The organism is Pseudomaricurvus alcaniphilus, from assembly GCF_011440395.1.
GTDB lineage: Bacteria > Pseudomonadota > Gammaproteobacteria > Pseudomonadales > Cellvibrionaceae > Pseudomaricurvus > Pseudomaricurvus alcaniphilus.
Window position 1 is genome coordinate 194,862 of sequence record NZ_JAAOIX010000008.1, and the last position, 19,970, is coordinate 214,831.

General features: G+C 56.8%; 15 protein-coding genes. 8 read left to right on the forward strand and 7 right to left on the reverse strand.

Annotation, left to right across the window (positions count from 1 at the left end; all coding sequences use genetic code 11):
• The first annotated feature begins 159 nt into the window (after nucleotides 1-159).
• The gene (locus G8764_RS15970) at nucleotides 160-708 is read left to right on the forward strand and encodes a gamma carbonic anhydrase family protein (RefSeq protein ID WP_166165666.1); all 549 of its coding nucleotides are present in this window, start codon (nucleotides 160-162) and stop codon (nucleotides 706-708) included.
• 8 nt (nucleotides 709-716) lie between these two features.
• On the opposite strand, the gene aroE is transcribed toward G8764_RS15970, so the two are convergent.
• The 5 genes from aroE to G8764_RS15995 all read right to left on the reverse strand — a co-directional run bounded on the left by aroE (nucleotide 717) and on the right by G8764_RS15995 (nucleotide 5,650).
• Nucleotides 717-1,544, reverse strand: a complete 828-nt coding sequence (gene aroE / locus G8764_RS15975; protein WP_166165667.1) for a shikimate dehydrogenase — start codon at nucleotides 1,542-1,544, stop codon at nucleotides 717-719.
• Nucleotides 1,541-2,467 carry an oxygen-dependent coproporphyrinogen oxidase gene (gene hemF, locus G8764_RS15980; protein ID WP_166165668.1) on the reverse strand — a complete coding sequence of 309 codons (927 nt, stop codon included), beginning with the start codon at nucleotides 2,465-2,467 and terminating at the stop codon, nucleotides 1,541-1,543. Before hemF ends, aroE begins: the two co-directional genes overlap by 4 nt.
• Before the next feature lie 70 nt (nucleotides 2,468-2,537).
• The gene (gene tsaC, locus G8764_RS15985; protein ID WP_166165669.1) at nucleotides 2,538-3,107 is read right to left on the reverse strand and encodes an L-threonylcarbamoyladenylate synthase type 1 TsaC; all 570 of its coding nucleotides are present in this window, start codon (nucleotides 3,105-3,107) and stop codon (nucleotides 2,538-2,540) included.
• A 170-nt stretch (nucleotides 3,108-3,277) separates the two neighbouring features.
• Nucleotides 3,278-4,477 carry a DNA-processing protein DprA gene (dprA, locus tag G8764_RS15990; RefSeq protein WP_166165670.1) on the reverse strand — a complete coding sequence of 400 codons (1,200 nt, stop codon included), beginning with the start codon at nucleotides 4,475-4,477 and terminating at the stop codon, nucleotides 3,278-3,280.
• A gap of 153 nt (nucleotides 4,478-4,630) precedes the next feature.
• Complete coding sequence (locus G8764_RS15995; RefSeq protein WP_166165671.1) at nucleotides 4,631-5,650, reverse strand: LysM peptidoglycan-binding domain-containing protein; 1,020 nt, start codon at nucleotides 5,648-5,650, stop codon at nucleotides 4,631-4,633.
• A gap of 274 nt (nucleotides 5,651-5,924) precedes the next feature.
• Here G8764_RS15995 and def point away from each other — a divergent pair, with 274 nt between their 5' ends.
• From def to G8764_RS16020, 5 genes are all read left to right on the forward strand, one after another.
• Nucleotides 5,925-6,431 (forward strand): peptide deformylase, encoded by a 507-nt coding sequence (def, locus tag G8764_RS16000; protein WP_166165672.1) that lies wholly within the window; start codon nucleotides 5,925-5,927, stop codon nucleotides 6,429-6,431.
• A gap of 71 nt (nucleotides 6,432-6,502) precedes the next feature.
• Nucleotides 6,503-7,438, forward strand: a complete 936-nt coding sequence (gene fmt, locus G8764_RS16005) for a methionyl-tRNA formyltransferase (RefSeq protein ID WP_166165673.1) — start codon at nucleotides 6,503-6,505, stop codon at nucleotides 7,436-7,438.
• 3 nt (nucleotides 7,439-7,441) lie between these two features.
• Entirely contained in the window at nucleotides 7,442-8,785 is a 1,344-nt protein-coding gene (rsmB, locus tag G8764_RS16010) for a 16S rRNA (cytosine(967)-C(5))-methyltransferase RsmB (protein WP_166165674.1), read from the forward strand.
• A 54-nt stretch (nucleotides 8,786-8,839) separates the two neighbouring features.
• Nucleotides 8,840-10,225 carry a Trk system potassium transporter TrkA gene (gene trkA / locus G8764_RS16015; protein WP_166165675.1) on the forward strand — a complete coding sequence of 462 codons (1,386 nt, stop codon included), beginning with the start codon at nucleotides 8,840-8,842 and terminating at the stop codon, nucleotides 10,223-10,225.
• A gap of 2 nt (nucleotides 10,226-10,227) precedes the next feature.
• Entirely contained in the window at nucleotides 10,228-11,676 is a 1,449-nt protein-coding gene (locus G8764_RS16020; protein WP_166165676.1) for a TrkH family potassium uptake protein, read from the forward strand.
• A gap of 121 nt (nucleotides 11,677-11,797) precedes the next feature.
• Here G8764_RS16020 and G8764_RS16025 read toward each other — a convergent pair whose 3' ends face one another.
• The gene (locus G8764_RS16025; RefSeq protein ID WP_166165677.1) at nucleotides 11,798-12,715 is read right to left on the reverse strand and encodes a lysophospholipid acyltransferase family protein; all 918 of its coding nucleotides are present in this window, start codon (nucleotides 12,713-12,715) and stop codon (nucleotides 11,798-11,800) included.
• A 188-nt stretch (nucleotides 12,716-12,903) separates the two neighbouring features.
• On the opposite strand from G8764_RS16025, the gene glyQ reads away from it, so the two are divergent.
• Nucleotides 12,904-13,890 (forward strand): glycine--tRNA ligase subunit alpha, encoded by a 987-nt coding sequence (glyQ, locus tag G8764_RS16030; protein ID WP_166165678.1) that lies wholly within the window; start codon nucleotides 12,904-12,906, stop codon nucleotides 13,888-13,890.
• The gene (gene glyS, locus G8764_RS16035; protein ID WP_166165679.1) at nucleotides 13,890-15,965 is read left to right on the forward strand and encodes a glycine--tRNA ligase subunit beta; all 2,076 of its coding nucleotides are present in this window, start codon (nucleotides 13,890-13,892) and stop codon (nucleotides 15,963-15,965) included. The genes glyQ and glyS overlap by 1 nt, the downstream gene beginning before the upstream one ends.
• Nucleotides 15,966-17,474: 1,509 nt before the next feature.
• Here glyS and gyrB read toward each other — a convergent pair.
• Nucleotides 17,475-19,913 carry a DNA topoisomerase (ATP-hydrolyzing) subunit B gene (gene gyrB, locus G8764_RS16040; protein ID WP_425049213.1) on the reverse strand — a complete coding sequence of 813 codons (2,439 nt, stop codon included), beginning with the start codon at nucleotides 19,911-19,913 and terminating at the stop codon, nucleotides 17,475-17,477.
• Nucleotides 19,914-19,970 lie beyond the last annotated feature (57 nt).

The window sequence follows — 19,970 nt, forward strand, 5'->3', positions numbered from 1 at the left end:
GGATCGGGGCCTTTAATTTCTTTGAATGAAGCAGGATATAATACACCGTGGCAAGGCTTTGTGGTTCACTGTTGCCCAATATGTCACTCCGACAGCAGCATTTTCCCTGTCGCCGAAGCGCGTCGCAGTCCCCACACCCGTAAAAACAGGAGCAAACTTATGGCCACCAATCTATCGACTTTTAATGGCAACCAGCCGCGACTCGGCGAACGCGTGTTTGTGGCCGAATCCGCCCGCCTGGTGGGTGATGTGGAAATTGGCGCGGACAGTTCCATTTGGCCGTTCGTCGCCGCCCGCGGCGATATGCACCGCATTCGCATCGGCCAACGCACCAGCATCCAGGACAACACTGTGCTCCACATAACTCATGCCGGCCCTTTCAATAAGGATGGCTGGCCACTTACCATCGGCGATGAGGTCACTGTCGGTCACAGTGCCACTTTGCACGGTTGTACCATAGGCAACCGGGTGCTGGTGGGTATCGGTGCCATTGTGCTGGACGGTGCGGTGGTCGAGGACGACGTGGTCATTGGCGCCGGTACCCTGGTGCCGCCGGGCAAACGCCTGCACAGCGGTTATCTGTACGTGGGTTCACCCTGCAAGCAGGCACGACCACTTAAGGATTCGGAAATGCAATTTTTCAGCTATTCCGCCAACAATTACGTCAAGCTGAAAGATCAATACCTGCAACAGGGTTGCCTGGCCTGAAGCATTCCTCAGTTCGCGGACAGCGCCTGGCGCAGGACCTCTAGTACCGGTTCAACCCGGGGTCGCTTGCCGCGCCAAAGATAGAAAGACTCCGCCGCCTGGCCCACCAGCATACCGAGGCCGTCGGCGCAGTGACTGGCACCATGGTCGGCGGCCCACTGCAGGAAAACCGTTGGTTCAGCGGCGTACGTCATGTCGTAACAGGCGGCATCAGCGGCCAGCAGGTTATCCGGCAGACGCGGCAATTCGCCCGCCAGGCTGGCCGCAGTGGCGTTGATCACCAGATCGAATTGCTGACCCTGCAGATCTTCGAAGCCACAGGCCTGCGCCTCGCCCGAGAGCCGAAACTCCCGCGCCAGCTGCAGGGCCTTGGCCGGCGTGCGATTGGCAATCACCAACTGTGCTGGTGCTTGCGCCAGCAGTGGCTGCAAGACCCCTCGCACAGCGCCGCCAGCACCCAGTATCAGCAGCCGTTGGGCGCGAATATCCCAGCCCTGGATGTTGATAATGTCCGTCACCAGGCCGACACCGTCGGTGTTATCACCAAGTACCCCGCCGTGATCGAGCGCCAGAGTATTGACCGCGCCCGCCACCCGGGCTCGTTCGGTCAGTCGGGCGGCGTATTTCAGTGCGGCTATCTTGTGGGGCGCGGTAATATTGAGGCCACGGCCACCGGCATCGAAAAAACTGTCCGCTGCGGTGTTGAATTCACCCTCTGCCACCAACTCTTTCTCATACACCAGTTGCTCGCCGGTTTGTTCGGCAAACAGGCGGTGAATCAGGGGCGATTTCGAATGCTCGATAGGGCAGCCAAAGACAGCGTAACGATCCATCATGCTGCACCCTCGGCAATCCAGTCGCGCGGCGGCAGGAACACATCGTACAGTTCCGCCTCAGCCGAGCCCGGTTGTGGCTGCCAGTTGTATTGCCAGCGCACCAGCGGTGGCAGTGACATGAGGATGGATTCAGTGCGGCCACCGGTCTGCAGTCCGAACAGGGTGCCGCGATCGTAGACCAGGTTGAACTCCACGTAGCGGCCGCGACGATAGAGCTGGAACTGGCGCTCTCGCTCACCAAACGGCAACCCCTTGCGCCGCGCCATCAGCGGGCGATAGGCTTGCAGGTAACTGTCGCCCACAGCGCGCATAAAGGCAAAGCTTTGCTCAAAGCCCAGCTCGTTGAAGTCATCGAAGAACAGGCCGCCAACACCCCGCGCTTCGTTGCGGTGCTTGAGATAGAAGTATTCGTCACACCAGCGCTTGAAGCGTGGGTAGAGATCATCACCAAAGGGGTCGCAGGCCTGCCTGGCAGTCTGGTGCCAGTACTGGCAGTCTTCGCGATCGCCGTAATAAGGGGTCAAGTCGTAACCGCCGCCAAACCACCACACCGGCGCCTCGCCTTCCTTTTCGGCGATAAAAAAGCGCACATTGGCGTGGCTGGTAGGCACGTAGGGATTGCGCGGGTGGATCACCAGGGAGACCCCCATGGCTTCAAAGGAGCGACCGGACAACTCGGCCCGATGGGCCGTGGCCGAGGCCGGCATTTGACTGCCGTGGACATGGGAGAAATTGACACCACCCTGCTCAATGACCTCACCGTCGACCAGCACCCGCGAGCGCCCGCCGCCGCCCTCGGGGCGCTGCCAGGAATCTTCCAGAAACTCAACGGTTCCGCCATCTTCCTCGGTCAGTCCACGGCAAATACTGTCTTGCAGTCCCAGCAAGTATTGTTTGACGGCTTCTTTATCCGGCTGATCCATGGTCTGTTGTTCCTGCGTTATTAGGTTGACTGTTAGGTTCGGTAGCACGCCAGGCCGGCCGTCTCCCGCTCTAGCCCGGTCGCACCAGGTGTCCAGTGACCAGGTCGCGAATTTCCGTCGGCTTGCTGCGCCGCCCCACCACACCGGGGGTAATTGCCTGCACCTGATCGGCAAAATAACGGCGTACCTGCCACGCTTCGCGCGCCGGCGTCTTGCCCTGGGGATTGGCAGAAGTGGATACGATTGGGCCGCCCAGTGCGCGGCAGAGCCCGGCCACTACCGGGTGGGCACTGACTCTCATGGCCACGCTGCTGTGTTTACCCTTGATCCAGTTCGGCAGGCGCTGTTCGAGATCGGGAATCAACCAGGTGACCGGGCCAGGCCAGCTGGCAGCCAGCAATTGCTGCTGGGCGCTGGACAGCGGCCTGATATAGTCGGCGATCTGCTCCATGGAGGCGGCCACCAGGATCAGGCCCTTGGCCACTTCCCGCTGTTTGATGGCCAGCAACTTGTAAACCGCTTGCTCGTCAAAAGGTGAACAGCCCAGGCCCCAAACCGCCTCGGTGGGATAGGCAATGATGGCACCACTGGCCACCAGCTCTGCTGCTTTCTGGATTCTGGGATTACGGGACCAGTCCATTTTTCACACTCAATCTTGCCGCTATCTGAAACGCGGCAAGTTATACCAAGGCTGGCCAAAGTACAAGCCACCAGCCGGGCCCCTACCCCCCCGGGGCAACTGCCAGCGCTTGCTCGACGCGAATTAATGACCTGACCACAGAAGCTGGCGCTATTTCTAATAGCCCGAAGCTAATAACCGGTAACTCGCAAATAACTCTCGTTTTGCGCCTGTACCAGGCCCAGTAATTGCCAGTGGGAGAGCAGCGCCAGCACTGTGGCGGCGCCCAGCTGCGACTGCGCCACCAGCTGATCAACGCTGCTCGGCTCGTAACAGAGACAGGCCCACAGGGTCCGCTCTTCTGCGCTCTGCACCGGGGCTGGAATCTGTTCGGACGGCGCTGCAGAGGAGGACGAAGACGGCATCGCGCGGTCCTGGTCCGAGCCCGTCAACCAGTGGCTTAACTCCCGCCCAATATCCTCTGCCGTCTCCACCAGGGTGGCACCATCGCGAATCAGCGCGTGACAGCCGCGACTGAGGGGGCTGTTGATCGAGCCGGGTATGGCGAACACATCGCGGTTCTGCTCCAGCGCCAGGCGGGCGGTAATCAATGAGCCACTCTTGAGGGCGGCTTCGACCACCAGCACCCCGAGGCTGAGGCCGCTGATAATGCGATTGCGGCGCGGGAAATTGGCACTGTGAGGTTGGCTGCCCGGCAGAAATTCGCTCACCAGCGCCCCGCCGCCAGCGACAATCTCGGCCGCCAAAGCCCGGTGCCGATGGGGATAAATATGATCGATGCCGGTCCCCAGGATCGCCACCGTAGTGCCCCCGGCCGCCACTGCCCCGCGATGGGACTGGCCGTCGATGCCCACCGCCAGGCCACTGGTCACCGTCAATCCCAAGCCAGCCAGGTAGCGGGCAAAAGCAAACGCCGCCTCCTTGCCGTAGCGGCTGGCGTTGCGGCTGCCCACAAACGCCAGTTGCGGCCCGCTCAACGCGGCGACATCGCCTCTGACGTAGAGCAGTGGTGGCGGCTCGGCAATGGTCGCCAGCAGGGGCGGATAGCGGCTATCGAGATGGGAGAGCAGAACCACGCCGTCAGCCAGCAGCGGCTGGCAGAGCGCCACAAAATCACACCAGCAGCGGCTCTGCCAGCGATGCAGATAAAAATCCGCAAACGCCGGTTGGGCCTCTTTGGGCAGGAAGTCCAGCAGCTGGCTCAAAGGCCAGTGAAACAGTCGCTGCCAATCGCCCAAGCGCTGGTAAAGACGCCAGTAGCGCCTTACACCGAGCTCGGGCAGAGAGAGCAGGAAAGCGATAAACAACGGTTCAGTTAGTAAGTCATCACTATTACTGGAGGAATTATTTGAAGGGGGTTTTGTACCCATAGCAATCATCCTTGATCGTTAGAATTGTACACTCCATGCATACCCGCCGAATTGCAGGTCACCCAACGGACGGCCCGACGGGTTATCCATACTGGCAAGCCTCGCGCCGCCCTGCCCGGCTGCCGGAGCAGCGCAGGTCAGCCTGAGGCCGGGCTAGGGGTTGCTCACCCGGTCTTTCACTGCCAGCGGACGTGATGCCTCCAGCACCAGGGCAAAACTCATTTTCTCAAAGGTCCTGAACACCATCAGCAGGCCGGCCTTTTCATCCGGCAGCTTCACCAGGTCCCCGACAATCCGGTCGCGCACCGTACCGCCATCCTTATATATGGCCATGACATTGCCAACCACAAGGCCGTCGCGATCGCCGCGGTTGACCGCCACCACACTCATCGGACCGACCTGGGTCAGGCCACCTTCCACCGCCATGATTTGGCCCTCAATATCGCTATCGGGTTTGGACGGCAAAAATACCGGGTCGATGGTGCGCTCTTCATGGGGCAGCAGCCGATCACTGATACGAATTTCCTCAGTGGTGCGAGTCACTTCAAAGGTACCGATATCCGCCTGCTCGACTTTCTTCCTGACGCTGCCGATATCCAGCGCCTGCAGTCCCAGCAGCTCGCCGGTTTCCGGGTCAATAAATTTTTGTCCGGCGCGGTAGATACCGAACAGGTTGACGTCATCGATAAAGGCTCCGCGCGCGTAGAGACTATCCCCAGCACCGACAATCAGGTGCTGCTCGGCACCGGTAAGCACGTAGGGTGCGGCGCTCAGCTCCTCCGGTGCCACGACCCGACTGCGGGAGAGAAAGTGGTTAATTTCATCCAGCGGAATGGCCGGAATAGCCTGGTCCAGGGCCTTGATCCTGACTGCCGGAGACAGCTTGAAGCTGCGACTGCCACGATCCACCGTCAGGCGGGGTTTGCCGTCGAGGTAGATAAGTCGCACCACATCACCTGGGTAAATCAGGTGCGGGTTTTCGATCTGGGGGTTTACATGCCAAATTTCCGGCCACATCCAGGGGTTTTCCAAAAACCGCCCGGAAATATCCCACAGCGTATCGCCCTTAACCACCGTATAGCTGTCCGGATGAGAGCCTCGCAGCCGCACATCCTCCGCGCCGCTGCCAAAGGCAAGACCGAAGAGTAGGCAAGCAACCAATAATTTTTTCATAGAAACCGATCCTGTTTATTCGGCTCGAAGACTGTTGTGGCTATATAATGGCCCACGACCCTGTGCTGGCTCCATTTGCGCTGTGCGGATAGTCTCGCCGCTGAACCAGCGAGCGCTGGACACGAAGCCCGATGCCAATTTAATAGTAGCCGGTAATCGGAAAGGGAGCGAGATTTCCGCCGTAAATATACCAATTTGCGCGTATAAATGCGGTATGATTCATAATGTTAGCAGCGCAAGTTCCACATTTACTAGAAGTTTGTCACAAAGGCCTATGTCGATACTTACAATATTGGAGTTTCCAGACCCCCGTTTACGCACTGTCGCCAGCCCCGTAACCGAGGTTAACGCAGAAATCCGCCAACTGATCGATGATATGTTTGCCACCATGTACGCCGCTCCGGGTATTGGCCTCGCCGCCACCCAGGTCAACGTGCACAAGCAGATCGTGGTCATGGATATTTCCGAAGACCAGTCCGATCCGCTGGTGTTTATCAACCCCGAGGTTACAGTGCTGGAAGAGGCGACCCTGCCCTACGATGAAGGCTGCCTGTCGGTGCCCGGCTTTTATGAAACGGTCGAGCGCCCCGCCAACATCAGCGTCAAGGCACTCGATCGGGATGGCCAACCCTTTACCCTGGAGCCGGACGGCTTACTGGCGATCTGTATTCAACACGAGCTGGATCACCTCAAGGGCAAACTGTTTGTCGATTACCTGTCGCCGGTTAAACGGCAACGGATCCGCAAAAAACTGGAAAAGGCCCAGCGCCAAAACGCCTGATCGCGGTTACAGCGGTTGCGCTAACGCGGCGCTGAGCTCGCCACTCCCCCTGACTACTGACCTGGATACCCATGCGCCTTATCTTCGCCGGCACCCCGGAATTTTCGGCCCAACACCTGCAAGCCTTGATTGACAGCGATCACCAGATAGTAGGCGTTTACACACAACCCGATCGACGTGCCGGGCGCGGCAAAAAAATGATCGCCAGCCCGGTCAAGATCCTCGCCCAGCAGCACCAGTTGCCGCTGTTCCAGCCGGCCAGTCTCAAGGATATCGCGGCGCAACAGCAATTGGCAGCACTGCAGGCCGATGTCATGGTCGTGGTCGCCTACGGCTTACTCCTCCCCAAGGCGGTGCTGGAGGCGCCACGCCATGGCTGCGTCAATGTCCACGCGTCAATATTGCCCCGCTGGCGCGGCGCAGCGCCGATCCAGCGCGCCATTGCCGCCGGCGATACCAGCAGCGGTGTCACCATCATGCAAATGGATGTGGGGCTGGATACCGGCCCGATACTGATCCTGTCAGAGTGCCCTATCAGCCCCGAGGACACCGGCGGCAGCTTGCAGGATAAACTGGCACAACTGGGCAGCCCGGCACTGTTGCAGGCGCTGGAGCAAATCGAGGCGGGCAGTATCCAGGCGCGCCCCCAGAACGATAGCGAGGCCTGCTACGCCGCCAAGCTTAGCAAGCAAGAAGCGGCCATCGACTGGCACCTGCCCGCCAGGCAATTGCACAATATGATTCGCGCCTTTAACCCGTTCCCGGTGGCCTATTTCCAGCTGGGCGACCAACCGGTCAGGGTGTGGCAAGCGCGAGTAACCACCAGCGGCGACAGTGGTGCCGCGCCGGGTACCATCCTCGCGGCCAGCGCCGAGGGTATTGATATTGCCTGTGGCCAAGGCAGCCTGCGACTGCTGCAACTGCAATTTCCCGGCAAGAAAATACTGCCGGTGGCGGAGATTCTCAATGGTCACGGGCAGCGCTTCCAAGTGGGCAGCGTGCTCTAAGCCATGAACACACCACTCTTGCCTGTGCGGGCACAAGCGGCCCTGACCATCAGCTCGGTGTTGCGCCAGCAAGCCTCCCTCGCCAGTCTTATGGCACCCGCCCAACAACAGGTTGCCGAAAACGAGCAAGCGCTGCTGCAGGAACTCTGTTTTGGTACCCTGCGCTGGCAGCCCAAACTGCAGGCGCTGCTGGGACGACTACTGGACAAACCGTTAAAGACGAAAGACCTCGATATCCACAGCCTGCTGCTGCTGGGACTCTATCAACTTCTCTATTTGCGCATTCCCGACCACGCCGCTATCGACACCACCGTCAAGGCCTGCAAAGCCCTGAAGAAACCCTGGGCGGAAAAACTGGTCAACGCGGTATTGCGTAACTATCAACGGCAACAGGTCGCACTGCACCACAACCTGGCCAGCAGCCCGGCCTTTCTCACCGCTCACCCCAACTGGTTGCGCAAGCGCATCGACGCCCATTGGCCCGAGCAGGCGGAGCAGATTTATAACGCCAACAACAGTCACCCCCCTTTTACCCTGCGCCTCGATCTTGGCCAGGTCAGCCGCCAGCAATACCTGCAGCAATTGGACAGTGCCGGTATGACCGGCCACCCCTGCCCCTATAGCCCTTACGGTATCACCCTGGAGCAACCTGTGGCAGTGGATCAGGTGCCCGGGTTTGCGCAGGGTCGAGTCAGTGTGCAGGATGAAGCAGCACAGTTGGCGGCCGACCTGCTGCAACTGCAACCGGGGCAGCGGGTGCTGGATGCCTGTTGCGCCCCGGGCGGCAAAACCGGTCACATTCTTGAGTTGGCGCGACAGTTACAGCCCACCTTGACCGAGCTGGTGGCACTGGAACTGGAACCCCGGCGGCTGTTGAAAGTGGAAGAAAACCTGCAGCGGTTGCGCCAGCCCGAACAGCCGCTGGCACCGCTGCAACTGCTCTGTGCTGACGCCCTGCAAGTAGAGCAGTGGTGGGACCAACAGCCATTTGATCGCATTTTGCTGGACGCGCCCTGTTCAGCTACCGGCGTTATCCGCCGCCACCCGGACATCAAGGTACTGCGCAAGGCCACAGATATTGCTAAGCTTGCCGAATTGCAACTGGCTTTATTACACGCCCTGTGGTTGACTCTGCGCCCCGGCGGCAGGCTGATCTATGCAACCTGCTCAATCCTGCCGACAGAAAATACCGCGGTCGTAGAGCAATTCCTGTCGCAGTGCGCCACTGCCCGCCACCAGCCCCTGCAGGTCGATTGGGGATTGGCGCAAACTTGCGGCCGGCAATTATTGCCCAGCGCGCAGGGTAACGACGGTTTTTATTACGCCTGCCTGATAAAAGCAGATTAACTCGTGCACTAACACGATCGACGTTGGTCAGCCGATCAATAGGGTCATAGGACCATGAAAATCATCATTTTGGGGGCTGGCCAGGTGGGCAGCTCACTGGCACAAAACCTGGCCAATGAAGCCAACGACATTACCATCGTCGACCGGGATGAGGTGCGCCTGCGAGAGTTGGTTGACCGCATCGATATCGGCATCGTCACCGGTGAGGCGGCACACCCGAACGTCCTGATCCAGGCCGGCATCGAGGATGCCGATTTACTGATTGCCGTAACCAGTGACGATGAACTGAATATGGTAGCCTGCCAGGTGGCCTACAGCCTGTTTCGCACACCGACGAAAATTGCCCGCATTCGCTCCAACGCCTACCTCAGCAAGCCGGAGTTATTCCGCGCTGAAGCCATACCCATCGATGTCCTGATCAGCCCCGAGCGCCTGGTATCGGATTATATCTTTCGCCTGATTGAGCACCCCGGCGCCCTGCAGGTACTGGATTTCGCCGACGGACTGGTGCAATTGGTGGCTGTCAGGGCCTACTATGGCGGTCCGCTGGTGGGCAAGGAATTGAGTTACTTGCGCGAGCACATGCCCTCTGTGGATACCCGGGTGGCCGCAATCTATCGACGGGATCGCGCCATCACTCCCGAGGGATCCACCGTTATCGAGGCCGACGATGAAGTATTTTTTATCGCCGCCAAATCGGATATTCGCGCGGTAATGAACGAATTACGACGGGTGGAAAACCAGTACAAGCGCATCACCATTGCCGGTGGTGGTAACATCGGCTTTCGGTTGGCGAGAAACCTTGAGTCTCGCTACAGTGTGCGGGTGATCGAGTTCAACAAGGAGCGCTGCAAGTATCTGTCGGAGCGGTTGCGCCAGGCCATTGTGTTGCAGGGCAGTGGTTCTGACCAGGAGTTGCTGCTGGAAGAAAACATCGAGGATACCGACATCTTTCTGGCGCTGACCAATGATGACGAAGCCAATATCATGTCGTCCATGCTGGCCAAGCGCCTGAAGGCCAAAAAAGTCATGACCCTGATCAGCAATCCCGCTTATGTCGACCTGGTCCAGGGAGGAGCTATCGATATTGCTATTTCACCGCAGCAGACCACCATTGGCAGCATGCTCACTTATGTGCGCCGCGGCGATATTGTCAATGTGCACTCCCTGCGCCGCGGTGCGGCCGAGGCCATTGAAGTTATCGCCCATGGCGATGAACGCACATCCAAAGTAGTGGGCAAGGCCATCGAAGATATTGACCTGCCGGCCGGGGCAACCATTGGAGCCATCGTCCGCGAGTCTGAAAAAGGCAGCCAGGTATTAATTGCTCACGATGATATTGTGGTCGAGTCCGGTGATCACGTCATTGTCTTTCTGGTGCAGAAAAAGCACACCAAGGATATTGAGCAATTGTTCCAGGTCGGATTTACCTTTTTCTAGCCATGCATTATAGCGTTATAGGTCGTATCCTGGGCGTGTTGCTGATGTTATTCAGCCTGACGCTGCTGCCGCCCGTACTGGTGTCCATCTGGTTTGAAGACAAAAACCAGGTGGCATTCTGGCTGGCCTTCGCCATTACCTTCACCACCGGTTTGCTGGTTTGGTTAGGCGCCGAGAAAGGCAGCCAGGATCTGCGCAACCGCGATGGCTTTTTGGTTACCGCCCTGTTCTGGTCGGTACTGGGCCTGTTCGGTTGCCTGCCCTTTATCTTTACCAATGGCCTGCAGTTATCCATAACAGACGCGGTATTTGAATCCCTGTCCGGGCTGACCACCACCGGCGCCACAGTTGTCACCGGGCTGGACGATCTGCCCAAATCCATACTCTACTACCGCCAGCAACTGCAGTGGCTCGGCGGCATCGGTATCATCGTCATCGCCGTCGCCATTCTGCCGATGTTGGGCATTGGGGGCATGCAGCTTTATCGCGCAGAGACACCAGGTCCCGTCAAGGACAGCAAGCTGACCCCCCGTATCACCGAGACCGCCAAGGCACTTTTTACTATCTATTTGAGTTTGACCATCGCCTGTGCCCTGGCCTATTGGGGCGCAGGCATGACCCTGTTTGACGCCATCTGTCACTCCTACGCGACGGTGGCCATCGGTGGTTTTTCCACCCACGATGCCAGTATCGGCTTTTTCCAAAGCGAGCTTATCATGGCGATTGCCGTGGTGTTTATGATGATTTCGGGCATCAACTTTGCCCTGCATTTTTACGCCTGGCAGGACAAGCGACTCAGTCACTATTTGCGTGACCCCGAATGGCGCATGTATATCGCAGCGATCATACTGGGCTCCGTTCTCACCGTTGGTTTACTCTACTACTATAAAATATTCAATTTGCGCGACAGCTTCAGCCACGGCATATTCCAGCTGGTATCAGTATTAACCACTACCGGCTTTGCCACTACCAACTTCAGTATCTGGCCGAATATCCTGCCGTTTATGTTGCTGTATTTTTCCTTTATGGGCGGCTGCGCCGGCTCTACCGGCGGCGGCACCAAGGTCATTCGGGTATTGCTGATCTTCAAACAGGGGGTTCGGGAAATTCACCGACTCATCCACCCCAACGCGGTATTCCCCATCAAAGTCGGCACCACCAGTGTTCCCGAGCGGGTGGTGGATGCGGTGTGGGGCTTCTTTTCCGTCTATGTGCTGGCTTACCTGATCATGTTCCTGGCGCTGATCGCCACCGGCCTCGATGTTATCACCGCTTTTTTTGCCGTGGGTGCCTGTATCAACAACCTCGGCCCGGGCCTCGGTGATGTGGCTGCCCATTACGGTGATATCAGCAATACGGCAAAATGGATTTTGTGTTTTGCCATGCTGCTGGGTCGGCTTGAGGTCTTCACCCTGCTGGTGTTATTCAGCCCGATGTTCTGGCGCCGTTAAGGCTCGGCCGGCTACCAGGCTCACAATTCTTCGGCCTGCTGCGCTGGAATCTCATCCGTCAGGAAATAGCTCCGCTCCATTTAACTGCATCTACCAATCAGTAACGTCGAGCAGTAGTGGATTAACCAGGGCTATAAGGGTTGGGCTTGTTGTCCGGCTGTTTGCGAAAACGTTTGTATTCCCATTGATATTGTTCCGGTATTTGCAGTACGCACTGCTCCACAGCCCGATTCATTGCTGCCAACGCCAGCGCAGGGTCTACAGAATATATTTCCGCATCCGCTTCCAGAAAATGGATTTCAAAACCACCTGGCACCCGCTGCGCGTATCCGGCAAGCGCCACACAGTTAGCACTGCGAAGCAGGTTGTGCACCAGCGTCATGGTTAAGGCCGGCTGCCCAAAAAACGGAGCAAAGCTGCCACCCGCTTTTTTATCCGGCACCTGATCGGGCAGGATAGCCGTCAACTCCCCCGCCTTGAGTGCTTTTAGCAGTGCCATTACCCCGCGCCGGTTAGTGGGCACCAGTTTGGCTCCGGACTTTTCCCGGCTCTGGCGAATAATCGTTTCAAACTGCGGCATGTCCGGTGGCTGGTACAAGCTCGTCACATTGCTAACCTGGGCCAGATAGAGGCCCAACACCTCCCAATTGCCCAGGTGTGGAGCGAGTAATACCACACCGCGATTGCTGGCCAGGGCGGCATCCAGTAACGACTGGTTGTGAACGCGCAGGATTTTTTTATTGACCCAGGCGATCTCCCGCAGCCAGATAGAGCCGGTCTCCAGCAACATCTTGCCAGTTTCGGCGAGGCTCAGACGGGCAATTTGGCGTCGCTCTGCAACGGGCATGGCTGGAAAGCACAGCTCGAGGTTTTTTAATGTCACCAGATAGGAACGGGATTGCAACAGCGCTCCACAGCGACCAATGACAGCGCCAAGGGCGCGGCTCAGGGGCAGGGGCAATACTGCGCTGAATTGCAATAATCGCAGTGCCAGCCACTCTTTTATCGGTGCTGGAGGTCGCTGTTTGTTGGCTGTCATATAAGTTGGAATTCCGCGCGGATTGTCGGGCACTCTACCGAATCTCCTGTAATTGAACAACAAAGCTGAAAAAACAGCGGCATTCCTTGGTGCAGCAAGCGCGCGAGGCTATAATCTGGCCCCTGTTTTTCCCTGTCCCAGGCTGGCAGTTAGGCTGCGCCTTAGCCCCATTGGACAGGGTCTTAAAAATGAATTTTTCGCCGGAGGGTCAGGCCATCGTGTCAGAACTCAATAAACCCGATGTCAGCACGTTCCAGGGGCTGATTCTCGCATTGCAACAATACTGGGCCCGGCAGGGTTGTGTGGTCCTGCAACCACTGGATATGGAAGTGGGTGCCGGTACTTTTCATCCGGCCACCTTCCTCCGGGCCATCGGCCCGGAAACATGGAACGCGGCCTATGTGCAGCCCTGCCGCCGGCCTACCGATGGTCGCTACGGTGAAAACCCCAATCGCTTGCAACACTATTATCAATACCAGGTGGTGCTGAAACCTTCACCGGACGATATCCAGGCACTGTACCTCGACTCCCTGCGTGAATTGGGCATAGACCCTGCCATTCATGATATACGCTTTGTGGAAGATAACTGGGAGTCACCTACCCTGGGAGCCTGGGGCTTGGGTTGGGAAATTTGGCTGAATGGGATGGAAGTCACCCAATTTACCTATTTCCAGCAGGTAGGCGGTCTCGAGTGCTATCCGGTAACCGGCGAAATCACCTACGGTCTGGAGCGAATCGCCATGTATTTGCAGGGTGTGGATTCCATTTTTGACCTGGTCTGGACTGTTGGTCCCACTGGGGAAAAAGTGACCTATGGCGATGTCTTCCACCAAAACGAAGTGGAAATGTCCCACTTTAATTTCGAGGAAGCCAATGTGGATTTTCTGTTCCAGACCTTTGATGTGTGTGAGCAGGAGAGCCAGCGCCTGATCGACAAGGGATTACCCTTGCCCGCTTACGAGATGGTGATGAAAGCCTCCCATGCCTTCAATTTGCTGGATGCAAGGCACGCCATTTCCGTGACTGAGCGGCAACGCTTTATCCTCCGAGTTCGGACCCTTGCCCGGGCTGTCGCCCAGGCCTATTTTGATGTGCGCAAACAACTGGGCTTCCCCTTGGCGGAGGCCAATCTGCGCCAGCAAATACTGCAATTGAGCGAAGGAGGTGAGCAGTAATGACTCAGCATTTCCTGGTTGAACTGGGCACCGAAGAGCTGCCACCTACCGCCCTGAAGAAATTGATGCTGGCTTTTGCTGCTGAAGTGGAGCAAGGCCTGAGCCAACAGGGGCTGGAATTTACCACGCTGGAGCCCTATGCCACGCCGCGTCGGCTGGCGCTGATAGTGCGCGACCTGGCCGAGCAAACCGCCGCCAAGGACGTCGTCATCTGGGGCCCCCCGGCGAAAATTGCCTTCGATGCCGACGGCAATCCCACCAAGGCTGCACAGGCGTTTGCCAGTAAAAACGGCATTGAGCTAAGCGAATTGGCCAGCGAAAATGACGGCAAGGTCGACAAGCTGGTGTACCGATCAGTGGCCGGCGGTGAAGCCGCAACCAGCCTCTTGCCCGCCATCGTCAGCACCGCGCTTGCCAACCTGCCAATCGCCAAGCGCATGCGCTGGGGCGCACGCCGCACCGAGTTTGTCAGACCGGTGCACTGGCTGGTTATGCTGCTGGGGGATGAAATCGTCGACGCTGAAATCATGGGTCTGCAAGCCTCCAGGGAAACCCGCGGCCATCGCTTTCACTACGACCAGCCGCTGCTGGTGGAAAACGCCGACGACTACCTGAAAAAGCTCACTACCACAGCCCATGTAATGGTGGATTTTAACGCCCGCCAACAATTGATCCGGCAGCAGGTCGAGGCGGAAGCTGACAAGGTCAATGGCGTTGCGGTTATCGATCATGACTTGCTCGACGAAGTCACCGCCCTGGTCGAGTGGCCGGTTGCCTTAACCGGCCGCTTCGAGGAACGCTTTCTCAAGGTGCCACCCGAGGCCCTGATTTACTCCATGAAGGAACACCAAAAATATTTCCCGGTGGTGGATTTCGACGGCAAGTTGATGCCCAATTTCATCACTGTTGCCAATATCGAAAGCCTCGACCCGGCCCAGGTTATCGACGGCAACGAGCGGGTCATCCGCCCCCGTTTGTCCGATGCCGCGTTTTTCTTTCAGACCGACAAGAAAACCAGCTTGCAGGAATTTCGCCAGCGCCTGAAGCCCATTGTGTTTCAGGCCAAGCTCGGCTCAATCTATGACAAGACCGAGCGAATCAAGGCCCTGGCCGGAAAAATCGCCGCGCTGCTAAATGCCGATAACAGCAAGGTCGAAACAGCGGCAGAACTGTGCAAGTCCGATCTGGTATCCAGCATGGTCGGTGAATTCGACAAGATGCAGGGTTTGGCCGGTTACTACTACGCCCAACACGAAGGCCTGGATGACGAAATTGCCTGTGCCCTGAAGGAGCATTATCAGCCCAAATTCGCCGGCGACTCCCTGCCGGAGACGATAACAGGTACCATCGTCGCCCTGGCCGACCGTATGGATACCATCTGCGGCATTTTTGGGATAGGCGAAAAGCCCACCGGCTCCAAGGATCCCTTTGCCCTGCGCCGCGCCAGCCTCGGTGTTCTGCGCATCCTGGTGGAGAAAGAGCTTGCCCTCGACCTCAAGCAGTTACTGCAGTGGTCAGTGGAGCTGCATCAGGCCAATATCACCCAGCCACAAGCCACCATTGAGGCGGTACTGGCGTATATGATCGAGCGGTTTCGCGCCTGGTATGAGGAGGATAACATTCCCGCCGAAGTGTTCCAGGCGGTGCAAAGCAAGGAGATCACCCAGCCGCTGGATATCCACCAGCGGGTGTTGGCAGTGAGCGCGTTTAACCAGTTGCCCCAGGCCCAGGCGCTGGCCGCAGCCAATAAACGGGTATCCAATATTCTCGCCAAGGCGGACGCAACCAGTACAACCCTGGACCCGGCCCTGCTACAGGAAGAAGCGGAAAAATCATTGGCGCTTGCCCTTGAGCAGATGGCGCAGGAAGTCGAGCCTCTTTTCGCCCGCAGCGATTACACCGCAAGCCTCACCGCATTGGCGGCACTGAGAGAACCGGTTGACGCCTTCTTTGACGGTGTCATGGTAATGGTGGATGACGAAGCCCTGCGCAACAACCGCATCGCACTATTGAGCCAGTTGCGGGAATTGTTCCTGCGCGTCGCGGATATATCCCTGCTCTCGGTCAAGGGCTGAATTTTAGCCTCCCGATATATGTTGCAAGTCTATTAGGTTGGAAGTCTGGCGGGTTGTATTAATCGACGAACCGCCAGACGTCTGGCCGACATACCTCGCGGTCGGGCTGCTTTCGGTGCCATTGCAGCTTGTTGCTGATCGAGCATATCCACCCAGCACACTTTGGGGCTTTAGTCCTCAAACGTAATACCCACTCCTTAACCTGAATTTAACTCAGGTCGCTATCCTCTCTCGCTACTCCTCTTATATATGAATAGGCTGCCCGTCATCATTAGGGGTCCCATTGCGATTCTTACAGGGACACCCATAGTTACTGTGGGAGCCAATAGTGCTCTCCGTACAGACTGAATAGAATTGCACATTTGAGATATGAGTGGACTGCCCGTCATCGATGGGGGGAGCCCGTTGCGGATCGGCCATATCCCCCCGTCCACATTTGGCGGCTGTGAAACTCAACCATTTTTTGCGCAAAAAGACGCGCAAAAAATTGGGATTCGAACAGTCCTCGCCGACTACCCCAAATGTGGTCGGGGGGATAAGCATGGCCTGATTGATCCGCAACGGGCTCCCCCCACCGCTGACTACATTGCGCTTTTAAGAGCAGTGTAATCTCACTTCGAGCTTACAGATCTGAAATCTGCTCAAGACCTGATCGGTACGCCCGTCATGCCCACCAAAACCCGCAGAAGATCAAGATATTTGATTCTCGCGAGGACCTCATTATCTTTATCTTTATCCTTATTTTGTTTTTTCCAGAATCTCGCTCGATGCCTGGTCAAGGCTCGGTGGGTGTGCCCTGCCAGACCAATCAGGTCGCGTTTAGGCTCTCCGCGCTTTTCGGGCTTTCGCGGACGGATGTTTGAACGTAGCGTCAGCGGAGTGAGTTTCCGGGAGCGCGAAAAGCGCGGAGAGCCTGCGGCCGGTCTGGCAGGGCACACCCACCGGGCCGCCGCGTCAAACCAAGTATTACTACTAACCAATATTTAAGCGAAACGTAGAGAAGCGACAATTAGGACGTGCACAAATAACCAAAAGCGCGAAAAGTCCGAAGAGTCTTCGGCCGGTCTGGCAAGGCACAACCCACCGGGCCGCCGCGCCAAACCCTATTTTGCTACTAGCCAATATTTAAGCGAAACGCAGAGAAGCGACAATCTTAAGTAGTTCACAATTCGCAGCAGGGATGAAAAGCGAGAAGGACCTGCGGCCAGTCTGCCGGGGAACCGCCACCGAGCCGCCGCTCCAAACCATGTTTTGCTACGAACAATTACTGAAGCGGAGCACAGGGACTATTAAAGCCCTGTCTAGAAACCGGGAGCGCGGAGGGCCTGCGGCTGGTCCTGAACAGGTCCGCAGCACGACCATAAGCACCGAGATATACCCAGAAGCCTGCGGTCCGCCAGACCAAGCTCAGGCGCCTCACCAGAGGCGTCACGGCCCCAGCATAGCCATACCGTACACACACCGTAGCGTTGCTCTGTATAGTCTGCAGGATCAGTAAGCAGTCACTCACTAAACATCCAGGTTCGCTACTGCCAAAGCGTTTGTTTCGATAAATTCGCGCCGCGGCTCCACCTGGTCGCCCATCAGGGTGGTGAAAATCTGATCTGCGGCGATAGCGTCCTCAACTGTTACCTGCAACATGCGGCGGGATTCCGGATCCATAGTGGTTTCCCACAGCTGCTCCGGGTTCATCTCCCCCAGCCCCTTGTAACGCTGAATGTTATAGCCCTTGCGCGACTCCACCATCAACCATTCAAGCGCTTCGCGAAAAACAGTGGTTTCAAGTTTGCGTTCACCGCGTTGAATAAAACCACCCGCTTCAATCAGGTTTTCCAGGTGAGACCCAAGGGTGATGATTGAAGAGTATTCGCCGGACAAAAAGAAATCCCGGGAAAACAAAAAGTCACTGGGGACACCGTGCGCGGTGATACGCACCACGGGTAGGAACTGGTTGCGCTCAGGGTCTTCCTTGATCACCATTTCATAGCGATGACTGCCGCTGGCGTTGTTTAACAGCAGGCGATCCATCAAGCGCTCATTCCACTGCTCCACGGCATTGCGATCCGCTAATTGCGCCTCGGGCAGTCGATCCAGGTAGATCAACTGCTCCAGCACTTCAGAGGGATACAGCCTGGAGAGTCGCTGGATGGTCGCCATTACCGTGCGATACTCTTTTACCAGGTTCTCCAAAGCCTCACCGGTAATACCGGGTGCGTCAGCATTTACGTGCAGGGATGAGCCTTCCAGAGCCGCCTGGGTAAGGAATTGGTTCAGGGCATCATCGTCTTTCAGGTACTGTTCCTGTTTGCCCTTGCTGATCTTGTACAGAGGCGGCTGGGCAATGTAGATATGACCTCGCTCAATCAATTCGCGCATTTGACGGAAGAAGAACGTCAGTAACAGAGTGCGGATATGAGAACCGTCCACGTCCGCATCGGTCATGATAATGATACTGTGATAACGCAGCTTTTCCGGATCAAACTCCTGGGTGCCAATGCCGCAACCCAGGGCAGTAATCAAGGTACCCACCTCGGCGCTGGACAACATCTTATCGAAACGGGCTTTTTCCACGTTCAGGATCTTACCCTTCAGTGGCAAGATAGCCTGGGTCTTGCGTGCCCGACCTTGCTTGGCGGAACCACCGGCAGAGTCACCCTCCACCAGGTACAGTTCAGACAGTGCCGGATCCTTTTCCTGGCAGTCAGCCAGCTTGCCCGGAAGGCCAGCGATATCCAGGGCGCCTTTGCGACGTGTCATCTCCCGGGCCCTGCGAGCGGCTTCCCGGGCTTTGGCGGCTTCGATCATCTTGCCAACAATAGCCTTCGCTTCCTGCGGGCTCTCCATCAGATAATCACTAAAAGCGGCGCCCATCTCCTGTTCAACCGCCGTTTTCACCTCTGAGGAGACCAGTTTCTCTTTGGTCTGGGAGGAAAACTTGGGATCCGGCACCTTCACCGAGATAATTGCGGTCAAACCCTCACGAGCATCATCCCCGGTGGTATTAACCTTATCTTTTTTGCCGATTCCTTCTTTTTCAATATAGCTGTTCAAGCCTCGAGTCAGGGCCGCACGGAATCCGGCGAGGTGCGTACCTCCATCCCGCTGGGGAATGTTATTGGTGTAGCAATAGATGTTTTCCTGGAAACCATCATTCCACTGCAAAGCCACCTCGACACCAATACCGTCATCTTCACGCTGGGTACTGAAATGCATGACCTTATTAACCGGTGTTTTATTCAGGTTGAGGTACTCAACAAAGGCACGCAGACCGCCCTCATACTGGTATACCTCAACTTTGCCGCTACGTTCGTCTTTCAGGACGATCTTGACCCCGGAATTCAGAAATGACAGCTCCCGCAGTCGCTTGGCGAGATAATCAAAATGAAATTCAATATTGGTAAAGGTTTCCGAAGAAGGGTGGAAATGTACATCTGTACCGGTCAGCTTGGTTTCACCCACTACCGCCAGTGGGCCTTCCGGTACTCCGGAATGGTAAATTTGCTCGTACACCTTGCCACCGCGGCGAATGGTCAACTTCAAGGTTTCGGACAGAGCATTTACAACTGACACACCAACACCGTGCAAGCCGCCAGATACCTTGTAGGTATTACTGTCAAACTTACCACCGGCATGCAGGACCGTCATAATCACTTCGGCAGCAGAAACCCCCTCTTCTTCATGGATTTCTGTGGGTATACCCCGGCCATTATCCGATACAGATACCGATTCATCCGGGTGAATGACAATATTGATTTCCGAGCAGTATCCACCCAGGGCCTCATCGATAGAGTTATCCACGATTTCAAACACCATATGGTGGAGCCCGGTGCCGTCATCGGTATCACCAATGTACATACCGGGCCGCTTTCGCACAGCATCCAGCCCTTTTAATACTTTTATACTGGATGAGTCATAGATATTTTCTGACATTAACCTGTACTCCAACATTTAAGCAACATAGCTTAAGCTTATTTCTGTAAGTTACTCTCGACCGGAGCCTGTTAA